This is a genomic window from Streptococcus sp. SCPM-O-B-15294 (M123), assembly GCF_058200455.1.
This window is the reverse complement of the sequence record NZ_JBYQGU010000001.1, coordinates 1-13,599: the sequence shown is the minus strand read 5'-3', so window position 1 is coordinate 13,599 and position 13,599 is coordinate 1. Positions and strand designations below refer to the sequence as shown.

Sequence of the window (13,599 nt, the reverse complement as noted above, 5' to 3'; positions counted from 1 at the left end):
ATTCCTTTATGTCACCAGGTAAAGAGGGTGGGACTTCCCCATCCTCCTTTTTTTACCTGTGAACTTTTCACCGTTTTTTGCTAGTTTCTCTAGCTGTTTTACTTGGCCTTATTGGCTCTTTTTTTCTGATCGTCCAGCACAGCACTGGCAAGGCCCGCTGCTAAGATTCCAGCAACGAGGCTTGCGACGCTTTCGTCTGATCCTGTATTTGGTAAAGTCCCTTCGGAAACTGGAGCAGCTGAAACTGCTGGCGCTTGAACTGTTTTCTCGACTTCCTTCCCTGCTGCATCTGTCCCTTCCTGACGCACTGCTTTGACCTCAAGAGATGCTTGAGGAGTTGAGGTAGCTACTGGTCCTTCTGAGCCATGAGGATGTTCTGGGTTCGGAAGCGGTTGTGGTTCTGGTTGTGGCTGAGGCTGTGGCTCTGGTTGTGGAGTGTCTGGAAGCACTTCTTTCGTGCCCACCTCCGTGATTTCTGCCACTGGATCTAGCTCTACAAAGGCATCTAGTTCCTTCTGGCTTTCCACACCATTTTCTTGAGAGACTTCCACCAAGCGCAATTTGCGCCCTTTTTGACCTTCTTGAACCACACGTTTCTCACCTTTTGGAAGATCCGCATTTGGACGTTCTAAGCGTTCAAAGTCCATCTCTTCTGGCTCAATCACCAACTCTGGTTTGGTATGGACCAGATTCTTAACCCCTTCTTCAGGAATGGCTGAGCCTGTAGGTGCTTTTCCGGATAGAGAAAGTTGATATACTTTTTCGAGCTTGCCATCTTCTGAGACAACCTTGACAAGAACCGGAGCATTGGCACTTTTAGCATCGATGACCGTAACGGCTGTTCCATTCTTGCCTTGTGCTGAAACGATTGGACGTTCTCCCTCATACTCTAGATGATAATCTGTCACATCTGGTTTAAAACCTTCTAGGTCTTTGCCATTCACTTGGATCGTAACATCAGTTGTTGCCTGGGCCTCTTCTGTTGGGGCATAGGCGCTCAATTCAATGATTCCAATTCCTTTAAGATTTTCATCACGGACCATTCTTAAACGGATGGCTTTCGTTCTGGTTTCGTTGAAGCTGAGGTTAGAGATATAACCAGGCTCAAAGGCATAATCCAAGCTATAAGGAATTTCTTCCCAGTTTGAGGCTTGGTTAAATGGATGATCTGGAAGATTTTTCAAATTGCCGTAATCATCTGGGACATCAAAGTCTGGACCAATATAGCGTTCAAGAACAGTTTTCGTTGGCAGGCCTGTTTCCTGATCTGCAAAGAAGTCGACCGCTACTTTATTGACCAAACGCTCTGTTACTTGACCATTTTTCTTGAAGATGAGACCAGCAAACACTTCAGTTTGATCCGGTTCTCTCTTCCAGTTGGTCCAGCGATAGTATTCGTTGTAGCCACCATCATTGATGTAATCGATATAGTCGATTTGATTTGGATCGAGATCGTTGGTTTCACTAGCAAATGCTCTGGTATCCTCTGCATTGTAGTCACGGTTCACAGAGAGGATTTCTCCTGTCTTTTCGGACACCCGGACGGTCAGCTGAGCTGTCAGATCATAGCCGAGGACTTTTCCTTCTAACGTGAAGCTGCCTTCATGAGACAGCGCACCAGCTGGGATAGCCTGCCAGTCCACCGTAAGTTCCTTGCGTTCGTAACCTGTGTCCCCTTTGAAGTAGACACCTACTGTAGATGGTAGAACTAGATCTTGACCGACTTTCACAAAACGTCTGCCTGCTTCTACTGCTACTGGAGCAGCTTGTTTCAGTTTTTCTGCATCACTTGTGAGATGGAGGCGGTATTCTTGTAAGATAGTACCATCTTCTGCTTTATGGATGACACGGATTGGCTCACCTTCATGGACGCTTGGCACAACCGTTGCAAGACCGTGATGGCTAGCTGTCGCTTCCACTTGTGGATAAGCCCGATCACGCGCATCGATGTAGTAATCTGTCACACTTGGATTTACTCCTGGTAAAACCTCACCGTTGACACGAATGGTCACCTGGCTCTTTTCTTCTGCCGCAACCTTATTGGCAAATACCTGAATCTCTGAAATAGAGCTTCCACGTTTGCCTTCTGGTGTCTTCATGCGGATCCGAACGGCATAGGTGTCGACTTTATCAAAACTGAAATGATTCATCTTGCCAGCTGCTACCGGTTCTTCAACGGTTAGGTTGCTGACTTCTTTCCAGTTGGCTGGATTGTTAAATGGATGGTCTGTTTCGTCTTTGACGCGATTTGGATTGCTTGGAACAGTTGGGATTTGTTCCCCTGTATAGTACTCAATCACATATTCACTTGGAGCGCCAACGCCGTGGTCTTCGTGGAAACCAACATGGAGGTTGTCCACTGCTCGCTTGGTCAAGATACCAGAATCCCCAAACAAGATACCAACAGAATCTTCCGCATTGTCACGGCCCCAGTTGGTCCAACGGTTAGCTGGAGCATCGGTAAAGGAGATGACCTTATCATTGACCTTAGCAACTGGATCCGCATCGTTAGAGTCACTTGCAAAGGCGAGTGGCAAGACTGATCCTGTCCATTGCTCTGCTACATTGGCTCCCTTGACTGTGGTGCTAGAAACACGAATATGAAGACGGGTTGGAAGGTTGGTTCCTTCTACACGGCCTGCTATGACAACTTCTCCTTCTTGGGCCAAGAGTTGCGGATCGACTGCATCCCAGGCCACCTTGGCAGCATAGGTCTTGCCATTGGAGTGATAAGTCCGCACGCTTTCTGGAAGGGCTGGTTTTTCACCAACTGGCGTTGTCGTGCTGACTTCTTCTACAGCGATAATGCCTTCAACGGTGACTTGAGCTTGGGCTTCTTTTTCCACACCCTCTACATGACCTGTGACTGTAAAGCTATGGTAATCCTTGACTTGATCTGCTGTCACGGCATCCCAGGTCACACGTTTTTCTTTCGGGAATCCCTTGTCATACTCGACCAGGACTGTCTCTGGAAGAGCTGGCAAAACATTTCGATCCGTACTAATCCGTACAGGACGCACCTTGACAACCGTCTTTTCTTCAGGATTTGGCGTGATGGTAAAGGTTAATTCCCCTGTTTTTCCTTGGAAGTTGGCTTCTAAATGAACCAATCCTGCTTCCCTTAGTTCCAATCCTTTCTTGCTTGCGACTGCTTTTCCTTGGCTACCAGCTGTTGTTGCCACATCGATTTGATCTGCTTGGAGGCTAGCCACACTGCCATCTTGGTAATGAGCAATGACTTCAAGTGGCACCGTTTGATCTTCCTTGAGTTCTTGCCCTTCTGGCAGACGCAATTCTAGGCGCTGGATCTGTGGACTTTCTTCTTGGAATTGTACCACATAGGTCTGTACTGCTCCCGTATCCTTAGCAGTTACAAAGATTTGAGCTTTCAAACCATTTTCACGGCTAGCTTGTAAGACTGTCACTTGGGCATTTTCTGCACTTGCTGTGACTTGACCAGGCTCTTGCCCATAAGCCAATGGGCGGAAAATAGTATGGTTGCCACTACCAAATTTTGGAAGAGCTACTCCATCTAGTTGCACGGTTGGTTTCTTAGCCTTGGCTACATCTCCTCCTGCAACCACTAGAGTCGCTTGGACGGCTTCCCCATTGCCTAGGAGTCCTGTCGCTTTCAAGCGTGCTCCTGGTGTGGACAACTGATCTTCTTGACCAGCTTCCAAGGTCCATTGATCAACTTCATAGCTAACTGTCCGGCCATCTGTGAAGACCAATTGCACAGTCTTATCCACTGTCGCTAGATCTGCTCCCTGTGGGATTTGTTTGATGACTGGAAGAACTTGCTCCACACCGATCACATCGACCAGAGCTTCGACCGTCCGTCCTTGAATATGACCGGTCACACGGACTTGGCCAGCACGACTATAGTCTGCCACATCCCATTCAACGGCTTCTTCTTGAGCCTTGCCATCGCTATAAACAACAGATACGTGACTTGGAAGTTCAGGATTTTGTCCCAAGTACACTTGAGTCCGAACCGGTTCGACTCCCAAGACAGAGCGTTCTTCCTGGTCCTTCTTCCCAGTAAAGAGGCTGACTTGGTCTGACTGCAAGCGGTCTGAGTCTGCGTACAGGGTAAAGGCACCTGCTTGCTCCGTTGATTTGACAATGACCACCCCTTTGCCGTTAAAGGCTCGACGTTGCCATGAGCCATCTTCCTGTGCTTTGTAGCGTTCACGGCTGGCTTGTTCCCCGTTGTCGACACCGACAATTTGGCCTTGCCCATGCAGATGGAAATGCACCAAGTTATTGGCAGTTGGAACCACACGGCCTGCTTCATCGACGATTTCGTAGGTAATATAGGTCAAATCTTTGCCGTCCGCTGCAATCGCGTGTTCTTCTTTCAACAAACGGACACCGGCTGGCTTCCCAGCTGTTTCAATCTGATCGCGGGCAATCACTTCTCCTGCTTCGTTGCGGGCAATAGCTTCCACCTTACCTGGCACATAAGGAACCAACCACTCTAGATAGAGTTCATCCGGATTTGCCCCTTCTTGGTAAGTCCGGCCATCTGCTGTGGTCTTCTTGGTAAAGGTCTTGACCCCTTGTGATTCCCCATTGACAATCAATTCCACACTGTGGGCATTGGAGAAGGCACGAACAGGAATCCGACCTTCTTCATCCATGACACGATTGGCTAATTCTGGATTGTCCCAGTTCCAATGTGGCAAGAGATGGACCATTGGATGTTTCTCAGCTGACAACCATTGACTTTGGTAAAGGTAAAAATCATTCTTTGGAAGGCCGGCAGTATCGACAATACCGAAATAAGAACTTTTCACAGGTGTATCATTTTGGTTGTGCCATGGGGTTGGCTCACCGATATAATCGGTACCTGTCCAGATAAATTGACCTGCATAGCCGGCATGATCGCGGTCGAAGGTCCAAGAGGCTGTCGCTGTCCGACCCCAACCAACCCGGTCATTGCCGTAGTCTGATTGTTCATAATGCCGGTCTTCTTGGTTGCTACCGACCCATTCTCTTTCAGGGTGGTAGTATGAACCCCGTGTCCGCGTTGCAGAAGAGGTTTCTGATCCATAAATGAGCCAGTTTGGATGTTTAGCGCGTAGGCTTTCATAGTTGCCCTCTGAATAGTTAAATCCAACCGCATCGAGCTCTGCGGCTACCTTTTCATGGCCTCCTGAACCATCACCAAAGCGGAATTTATCAGCTCCCATGGTGACATAGCGGGTTGCATCCACTTCCTTGATGGTCTTGACGAGACGACGAACGGTTGCGACAGACTTATCCGATCCATCTGCTTCACCGACTTCGTTACCGATTGACCACATCACAATAGAAGGATTGTTCTTACCTCGCTCTACCATGGTCCGAAGGTCATAGTCAGACCACTTATCCCCTTTTCGAGCTTCTGGATGTGTTGCATCCTTTTCAAAGAATCGACCATAATCGTATTGTTTCTTGCCACCATACCAGGTATCAAAGGCTTCTTCTTGGACCATCAAGCCCAACTCAGCCGCAATTTGCAAGGTTTGTTCACTCGCTGGGTTGTGGGTCGTCCGGATGGCATTGACCCCCATGTCCTTCATCTGTTTGAGACGGCGGTATTCAGCCTTGTAATTTTCCTCAGCTCCGAGGGCCCCATGATCATGGTGAAGGGAAACACCGTGGAATTTCGTAGCCGCTCCGTTAAGGAAGAAGCCACCTTCTGGTGTCCAGTTGAGATAGCGATAACCAAAGCGTTCCTTTTGCACATCGACCAATTGCGAATCCCGATAGACCCGTGTATACAGAGTATAAAGGGCTGGGTTATTGGTTTTGACATCCCAGAGGGTTGGTTTTTCAACATGAAGGGTATGAGACAGGTTGATCTCTTGACCAGCCAAAACGGATTGCACTTCACTGCGCACCTTTTCACTGACCACTTGACCATTTTGATCGACGATTTCGTATTCCGCATAAATACTATGGGCTTGATCATCTTGGTTGACAATACGACTCTTCACAAGAGTATCGACTGCCCCATTCTGTTGTTCTTCTAATTTTGGACTGGTGATAGTAGTCCCATACTTAGCCACATGAACCTTGTCCGTCACACTGAGTTTGACATCACGATAAATCCCACTCCCAGAATACCAACGACTACTTGGTTGTTGGTTGATCACATGAACCGCGATGGTGTTTTCACTTCCATCCGCATTCAAATAAGGGGTAATATCATAAGAAAAAGCATTGTAGCCATTTGGATAATGACCCACAAATTGTCCGTTGACATAGACTTTGGAATCCATGTAAACTCCACCAAATTCCAAGCGGACTTTCTTATCTAGATCTTTATCATCCAAGCGGAAGGTCTTACGATACCAAGCATCCCCACCGTTTAATTGTCCCCCTTCATTTTGAGCCGGAGAATTGTGATCGAAGTCAAAGAAGATTGACCAATCGTGTGGCAAATCTAATTTTTTCCAGTTTTTGACATCCACCTGGCGACCTTCTGCACCAGGAGCAGCATTCAACTTGAAATACCAGTCCTTGTTAAAGTCTCGTTCGCGATCTTGCACCATGTCCTCCGCTACTTGTTTTTGATCCTTGGTAGCCTCTTCAGTAGCCCCAGCAGAACGTTCACTTGTTTGAGGTTCCACCTGTGGCTTTTCGATTTCGCTCTCATTTCTTTCAGGAGTAATCACAGCAGGCGCCTCTAAAGTTGTTGAAGCTTTATCACTTGTCCCAACCTCTCCATTCGTCACCTCTGACGCTTCCCTTGTAGCTGTCATCTCCTCTTCTGTTACAGCTCTTCCTTCTTCTTCAGCTAAGACAGATGGAGCTCCAAAAAAAGAGACACCGATTAATACAGAACAAGCTCCAACCGCGAGCTTGCGAATACTAAATACACTGCGCTTTTCAAAAAAAGACTTTCCCATATTTAACCTCCTCTTGGGATTTTTAACAATGTAAGCGCTTTCTAAAATGCGTTTGCAAAAAAAAGAAACTCTACATTTTAACTATACCAAAAGTTGAAGCTTAAACAAGAGAGCTAGCTAAGAATATATAGTTTGTACTGAAAGAACTATACTTTGTCGAACTGATTTTTATTAGCAAAAATAGCCTTATCTGGAGAATTAATCTATACTAACAGTTCTTTCATATACGAGAACTTGAGAAAAGAATCGTAAGAATGATCCCAATTTAATATAAAGGATTCGAGCCCCCTCTATTTCCATGCCTTCAAAAGAAATTCTACTGTTTGAAATAGTTGTCATTCTAGCAGAGATAAGGTAGAATGAAAAGGATGAATTGAAAGGATGACACATGAACTACATTATTACTTTTTTAATCTCCATGATTCCTCTGGTAGAACTTCGTGGAGCCGTTCCCTACGCCATCTCTAGCGGAATTCCTCTTTGGCAAGCCCTCCTGATTGGGGTCATTGGCAATATGCTTCCTGTTCCTATTATTTTCTTTTTCGCTCGCCATATCCTGGAGTGGGGTAAAGAAAAGCCTCTTATCGGGAATTTCTTTACTTGGTGTCTCAACAAGGGCCATCGTGGAGGACAAAAACTAGAAGAAGCTGCAGGGGATAAGGGAATCTTTTGGGCCCTACTCCTATTCGTCGGCATTCCCTTGCCAGGAACTGGAGCTTGGACTGGAACCCTCGCCGCCTCTATTCTAGATTGGGACTTCAAACGGAGTGTTCTTGCTGTCATGCTGGGGGTTGTCCTAGCAGGCCTCATTATGGGATTTCTCTCACTCCTTTTTGGATTAGATACCTTTGCGCATTAAGAATAAAAATAAAAGCATGGTATCTGATTAGGAAATACCTTCTTCGATCCTTTCCTTATGTGAGTACGGACGTCAGCGAACTTCTACGAAGTTCCATGACTAAATCAAGATACAAAGGGCGTCTGCGGATAAAGTCAAAATAGGAAGTTTGACGATGAAACTTTAGATTCTAGGAAAACTTATCTTTTTGACACAATCCGCAGCCCGTGTTCAATTTGTTTTGAACCCATTCGCTTTTCAAATTTTAGGCTCATGCTAAAACAGTTCCCCGAACTGTTTTACTCCCAAAACTCCCGAGTGCTTGAAACAGCAATGTTTCAAGCACTTTTCTCACGGCGGAAAGTCTCAGTATGTATTTGAATTAATTTTCAATCAGAATATCTCCGTTATTTTATGAATTATAAATTTCTAATAGTTAGAAAATGCCTTAAACAAATGTCTTAGGTACCTTCCTTACAAAAAAAAGAGGTTTCCATCGAAACCTCTTATTTTTTATTCTTAGTTGTTAAGAGCTGCTGCCATTGTAGCTGCAACTTCTGCTTCAAAGTCATTTGAAGCTTTTTCAATACCTTCACCAACTTCAAAGCGAACGAATTCAACAACTGAAGCATTTACTGATTCAAGGTAAGCTTCCACTGTCTTGCTGTCATCCATGATGTAAACTTGTGCAAGAAGAGTGTAGGCTTGGTCAACTTTTGTGTTGTCCAAGAAGAAGCGATCCATTTTACCTGGGATGATTTTATCCCAGATTTTTTCTGGTTTACCTTCAGCTGCCAATTCAGCTTTGATGTCTTCTTCAGCTTGAGCAACCACTTCGTCAGTCAATTGAGCTTTAGAACCATACTTCAAGTGTGGAAGAGCTGGTTTACCAACCATTGCACGGCTTTCGTTGTCTTGGTCGATCACGTGGTTCAATTGTGCCAACTCATCTTTCACGAATTGCTCATCCAATTCTTTGTATGAAAGAACAGTTGGTTTCATTGCAGCGATGTGCATTGAGATTTGTTTAGCAAGTGCTTCGTCTCCACCTTCGATCACAGAGATAACACCGATACGTCCACCGTTGTGTTGGTAAGCACCGAAGTGTTGTGCATCTGTTTTTTCAAGCAAAGCAAAACGACGGAATGAGATTTTTTCTCCGATTGTAGCAGTTGCAGATACGTATGCTGCTTCAAGAGTTTCACCTGAAGGCATTGTCAAAGCAAGAGCTTCTTCGTTGTTAGCTGGTTTACCTTCAGCGATGACTTTCGCTGTTGCGTTTACCAATTCAACGAATTGAGCGTTTTTCGCAACGAAGTCAGTTTCAGCATTTACTTCAACTACTGCTGCAACGTTACCGTTCACATAAACACCAGTCAAACCTTCAGCGGCAACACGGTCAGCTTTCTTAGCTGCCTTAGCCATACCTTTTTCGCGAAGCAATTCGATTGCTTTTTCGATGTCACCTTCAACCTCAACCAAGGCTTTCTTAGCGTCCATGACACCAGCACCAGATTTTTCACGCAACTCTTTAACAAGTTTAGCTGTAATTTCTGCCATTTTGATTCTCCTATATTTTTTTAAAAATAGGAGAGCCGGGCTAAGCCCCGCCCTCCTAGGTAATTACGATTGTGATAATTAAGCGTTGTCGCCTTCTACAACTTCAACGATTTCTTCGATTGAATCTGCTTGAGTTTCAGTTGCTGCCAATTCAGCTTCAACTGATGCAACTGCATCTTCACCTTGACGTCCTTCGATAACAGCGTCAGCCATTTTCGCAGTGATCAATTTAACAGCGCGGATCGCATCATCGTTAGCTGGGATGATTACATCGATATCGTCTGGGTCAGTGTTTGTGTCGACCATCGCTACAACTGGGATACCCAATTTCTTAGCTTCTTTAACAGCGATTTGCTCTTTGTGTGGGTCAACAACGTACATTACGTCTGGGATACGAGGCATATCTTCGATACCACCCAAGAATTTTTCAAGACGAGCGCGTTGTTTGTTAAGAAGTGCAACTTCTTTCTTAGGAAGAACGTCGAAGATTCCTTCTTCTTCCATGCGTTTGATTTCTTTCAAACGAGCGATACGTTTTTGGATTGTTCCCCAGTTAGTAAGGGTACCACCCAACCAACGGTGGTTGATGTAGTATTGACCTGAACGAACAGCTTCTTCAGCAACAGCTTCAGCAGCTTGTTTCTTAGTACCAACAAACAATACAACTGCGTCGTTTGCAGCAGCTTCACGCATGAAGTCATATGCTTGGTCAGCGTATTTTACAGTTTGTTGCAAGTCGATAACGTGGATTCCGTTACGCTCAGTGAAGATGTACTTAGCCATCTTAGGGTTCCAGCGACGAGTTTGGTGACCGAAGTGTACACCAGCCTCAAGAAGTTGTTTCATTGAAATTACTGCCATGAGTAAATTCTCCTTTTTGTTTTTTTCTCCTCTCCCAGACGTCAGCTTGCAACACGACCACAAGGGCAACGGTGCCACAATGGTTCCAGGATGAGTATTTATTGCTTTACGCAACTTTATCAGTATAGCAGATTTAGAAGCTTTTTGCAAGTCATTTGAGAGAAATTCCTAGACTTTCCTGCTTTTCTTCAGGGCTCTCCCTCCTTCCTTTATGTTTTTCTGCACGATTCTCATTCTTTCCCTTTTATAAGCCTTTTGTCCGAAAATTTTTCTTGACCTTATCTGATTTTTAAGATAAAATAGAATATGTTGTGGCGGTATAGCCAAGTGGTAAGGCACGGCTCTGCAAAAGCTTGATCGTCGGTTCAAATCCGTCTACCGCCTTCACAAACCAGTATCAATGAGCCCAGCAATGGGCTTTTTTGATACCATCACTTGATTGGACTGCATCTGCGCTCCTTTGCGAGCGATCCTGTTCTCCACTCATGAAAGGAAAAGATGATAATGAAAAAAGTTACCTTATATGCTCTCAGCATCCTCTCGTTGGCCATGCTGGCTGCCTGCCAACCGGCTGCACCAGAGACTCACCAAAGAAAACCTCTTGTGAGCAGTTCTAAAAAAAGCTCTAAGAATTCTAAGAGTTCTTATTCTAAAAAATCAAGTAGCAAAAAGGATTTTTCATCAGGCTTAGATAAGGATGATTCTTATAGCTCTTCAGACTCTAACACCCGCGAGGATCCTAACTATACAATGAGCTTGATGGACCAAGGGGAATCACTTGAGGCTATCGGGGATATCCCTGAAATGCCAAAATGGGCTGCCTTCAAAGAGATTAAAGTGGAAATTCTCGTTGGGAATGAAGCCCTTGCTCCTACCACAAAAGATGAAGCCATCAGCAAGTTAGGTCCTACTGATTCCACTTCTGATAATAGTGGTTACTGGCATGGGGAGGGCAGTGGTATCATGATTAGTTTTAATGAAAAAGGCCAAGCTACTAACAAAATTGCCACCTTGCCTAACTCTAAAAAGGTTACGAATCTCAAGGATATTCAACCTGGAATGACAGCTAAAGAAGTCATTGAAAAACACGGCCGTCCAGAAACTGTTTTCGTCTTTGGCTACGCGACTATCTTTACTTGGAAAGGGGAAGACGGGAAGGACTACTCTGTCGGTTTTGACAAAGAAAAAGTCTTCCAAGTCTCTGAACCTGCATAAAAATCCCTTCTCAACAAACACAAATCCTCCAAGACCAGCGTCTTGGAGGATTTCTTTCTATCTAGGGGAAGACCCCTTTTCATTTCTTACAATTCTGCGATTTGATTGAGGTTGACTTCTGCCACAGTGTCATTTCCAAACATGGTGATAATCATTTTCACCTTGTTGTTATCGATTTCTGTGATCTTACCTGTGTAATCTGCAAAGGCACCATCGATAATGCGTACAGTATCTCCCACCTTCACATCAATATTGAAATCTTGAACTGTTTGTCCCATCGAAATCAAGATGTTGCGAATCTCGTCTTCCAAAAGTGGAGTTGGTTTTGAACGGTTCCCGTGAGATCCCACAAATCCAGTAACGTTTGGTGTGTTCCGAACGACAAACCAAGCTTCATCGGTCATGACCATTTCTACCAAGACATAACCCGGGAAGCGATTTTCTTCGATTTCTTTTGTTTTCCCGTTCTTCTCGATTTGCACAGTTTGAGTAGGGATTTCTACACGCAAGATGTTTTCCAACATGTTATATGTTTGTGCGCGTTGAAGAAGGTTTTCCTTCACTTTGTTTTCATATCCTGAGTAGGTCTGTAGGACAAACCAGCCTTTGTCAAAACTATCCATTTTTGTTTCCTTTCTTATCTACCAGAAGGGGATCGTTTGATCACGATACTAAAAAAAGCCTTCTGGCTCTTGTTTTCCTAGCTCCATTATAACATAAAACCGGAGAAAGCAAAGAAGTTTCTCTTGTTTTTCTTCCTCAAGGCAAGAAAAAAAGCATCCACATGGGACGCAGATTTGTTTCTTTTTTAGAACATATCGATCAGCTTCAAAATACCTTTAGCCACTACTTGGTCAAACAAATAAATCAAGACCACGAAGAAAGCTGTGTACTCAATCACAGAGATAAAGTTTTTCCATCTTTCTTTACGAGTAGGCCAAGTCGTGTTTTTCAGCAAGACAAAAATATCTTTAAAAAATTTCACAACAATCTCCTATCTGGTTTCTTTATGAATTGTATATTTGCTACAATGTTTACAAAACTTGTTAACTTCTAGACGTTTTGGTTTTGGCGTCGCACTCAACTTGATTGAGTAGTTGCGTGACCCACAAACCGTACACGCTAGACTTGCTTTTTTTAATGCCATAACGCCTCCATTCACACCATTATAGCAAGTTTTCCACTTTTTGACAAGTTCTTCTGCTCTCTGGGAGCGCATTTTGTTTGGCTTTTCTCCACGATTTGGTACAATATAGAGAATAAAGGAGAAATTATGAAAAGCGATCATCTGAAAGAAAGTAAAAATATTGAAGACCGTCGCGGACAGAGCGGCGGAAGCTACTCATCCGGCCGATCTGGTGGAAATTTAGGGGGCGGTCTTTTACAGATCCTCCTCTCGCCTGGAAGTTTTAAGAGCAAACTCATCTTGATCCTGGTCCTCATCTTTTTGAGCGGCGGAGCTGGACTAAGTGGGCTCTTTGACCAAGGGCAGACCACGCAGAACTATAACTCAGGACAAGTCACGCGCCAAAGCAACACCCAGGTCAGTGACGGAGATAGCAAATTCGTCAGTCAAGTCCTTGGGACTACTGAGGATTTCTGGGGGGAAACCTTCCAAAATGAAGGCCGGACCTATCACAAGCCAACCTTGGTTTTCTATACCGGTCAAACTCGAACTGGCTGTGGTGTGGGGCAAGCATCTGCCGGCCCCTTCTATTGTCCGACAGACCAAAAGATCTATTTAGACATCAGCTTCTACAAAGAGTTGACCACCAAATACAAGGCTAGCGGAGATTTTGCCATGGCTTATGTCATTGCTCACGAAGTCGGCCACCATATCCAAAACGAATTGGGGACTCTTCAGAGTTACCAAAAAGCCATCCGAGGGAAAAGCGAGACAGAAAAAAATGCCCTCAATGTCCGTTTGGAACTTCAAGCTGACTACTATGCGGGTATGTGGGCTCGCTACATTGAAGAGCAAGGCCTCATGGAGACAGGTGATATCGAAGAAGCGCTCAATGCGGCCCATGCCGTGGGAGATGATACCCTTCAAGAACAAGCCTATGGCTACTCCGTCCCTGATAGCTTCACCCACGGGACTTCTGAACAACGCATGCGCTGGTTCAAACGTGGTTACCAATACGGGGACTTTGAACACGGAGATACCTTCAGCGTCTCTGACGAAGACTTATAATGAAATTAAAAACAAAAGCCTTTCAGATCATC

General features: G+C 44.9%; 9 protein-coding genes and 1 tRNA gene. 4 read left to right on the top strand and 6 right to left on the bottom strand.

Features of this window, described 5'->3' with window-relative positions:
* Positions 1-98 precede the first annotated feature (98 nt).
* Positions 99-6,899: an Ig-like domain-containing protein gene (locus AC3E8G_RS00050; RefSeq protein WP_490676726.1), complete on the bottom strand. Its 6,801-nt coding sequence runs from the start codon at positions 6,897-6,899 to the stop codon at positions 99-101.
* Positions 6,900-7,287: 388 nt separating this feature from the next.
* Here AC3E8G_RS00050 and AC3E8G_RS00045 point away from each other — a divergent pair, with 388 nt between their 5' ends.
* Positions 7,288-7,758: a COG2426 family protein gene (locus tag AC3E8G_RS00045; RefSeq protein WP_490676725.1), complete on the top strand. Its 471-nt coding sequence runs from the start codon at positions 7,288-7,290 to the stop codon at positions 7,756-7,758.
* Between the two features lie 498 nt (positions 7,759-8,256).
* Here the strand turns inward: AC3E8G_RS00045 and tsf are convergent, their stop codons facing one another.
* Entirely contained in the window at positions 8,257-9,297 is a 1,041-nt protein-coding gene (gene tsf / locus AC3E8G_RS00040; RefSeq protein ID WP_023024647.1) for a translation elongation factor Ts, read from the bottom strand.
* Between the two features lie 78 nt (positions 9,298-9,375).
* Positions 9,376-10,158, bottom strand: a complete 783-nt coding sequence (gene rpsB, locus AC3E8G_RS00035; protein WP_048716695.1) for a 30S ribosomal protein S2 — start codon at positions 10,156-10,158, stop codon at positions 9,376-9,378.
* 313 nt (positions 10,159-10,471) lie between these two features.
* Between rpsB and AC3E8G_RS00030 the strand changes: the two genes are divergently transcribed.
* Positions 10,472-10,542, top strand: a tRNA-Cys gene (locus AC3E8G_RS00030).
* Between the two features lie 120 nt (positions 10,543-10,662).
* On the top strand, positions 10,663-11,373 hold the full coding sequence (locus AC3E8G_RS00025) for a hypothetical protein (protein WP_490676724.1): 711 nt from the start codon (positions 10,663-10,665) through the stop codon (positions 11,371-11,373).
* Between the two features lie 86 nt (positions 11,374-11,459).
* On the opposite strand, the gene nusG is transcribed toward AC3E8G_RS00025, so the two are convergent.
* The 3 genes from nusG to rpmG form a co-directional block, all read right to left on the bottom strand.
* Entirely contained in the window at positions 11,460-11,996 is a 537-nt protein-coding gene (nusG, locus tag AC3E8G_RS00020; protein WP_006595435.1) for a transcription termination/antitermination protein NusG, read from the bottom strand.
* A gap of 185 nt (positions 11,997-12,181) precedes the next feature.
* On the bottom strand, positions 12,182-12,358 hold the full coding sequence (secE, locus tag AC3E8G_RS00015; RefSeq protein ID WP_048716699.1) for a preprotein translocase subunit SecE: 177 nt from the start codon (positions 12,356-12,358) through the stop codon (positions 12,182-12,184).
* Between the two features lie 9 nt (positions 12,359-12,367).
* On the bottom strand, positions 12,368-12,520 hold the full coding sequence (gene rpmG / locus AC3E8G_RS00010) for a 50S ribosomal protein L33 (protein ID WP_006595433.1): 153 nt from the start codon (positions 12,518-12,520) through the stop codon (positions 12,368-12,370).
* A 126-nt stretch (positions 12,521-12,646) separates the two neighbouring features.
* Here rpmG and ypfJ point away from each other — a divergent pair, with 126 nt between their 5' ends.
* The gene (gene ypfJ / locus AC3E8G_RS00005) at positions 12,647-13,567 is read left to right on the top strand and encodes a KPN_02809 family neutral zinc metallopeptidase (RefSeq protein ID WP_490676723.1); all 921 of its coding nucleotides are present in this window, start codon (positions 12,647-12,649) and stop codon (positions 13,565-13,567) included.
* Positions 13,568-13,599 lie beyond the last annotated feature (32 nt).

What these genes read in the sequence shown, in the direction of transcription:
- rpmG (WP_006595433.1), bottom strand. Translation starts at nt 12,520, where the DNA reads ATGGCATTAAAAAAAGCAAGTCTAGCGTGTACGGTTTGTGGGTCACGC.
- ypfJ (WP_490676723.1), top strand. Translation starts at nt 12,647, where the DNA reads ATGAAAAGCGATCATCTGAAAGAAAGTAAAAATATTGAAGACCGTCGC.
- AC3E8G_RS00045 (WP_490676725.1), top strand. Translation starts at nt 7,288, where the DNA reads ATGAACTACATTATTACTTTTTTAATCTCCATGATTCCTCTGGTAGAA.
- AC3E8G_RS00050 (WP_490676726.1), bottom strand. Translation starts at nt 6,899, where the DNA reads ATGGGAAAGTCTTTTTTTGAAAAGCGCAGTGTATTTAGTATTCGCAAG.
- tsf (WP_023024647.1), bottom strand. Translation starts at nt 9,297, where the DNA reads ATGGCAGAAATTACAGCTAAACTTGTTAAAGAGTTGCGTGAAAAATCT.
- rpsB (WP_048716695.1), bottom strand. Translation starts at nt 10,158, where the DNA reads ATGGCAGTAATTTCAATGAAACAACTTCTTGAGGCTGGTGTACACTTC.
- nusG (WP_006595435.1), bottom strand. Translation starts at nt 11,996, where the DNA reads ATGGATAGTTTTGACAAAGGCTGGTTTGTCCTACAGACCTACTCAGGA.
- AC3E8G_RS00025 (WP_490676724.1), top strand. Translation starts at nt 10,663, where the DNA reads ATGAAAAAAGTTACCTTATATGCTCTCAGCATCCTCTCGTTGGCCATG.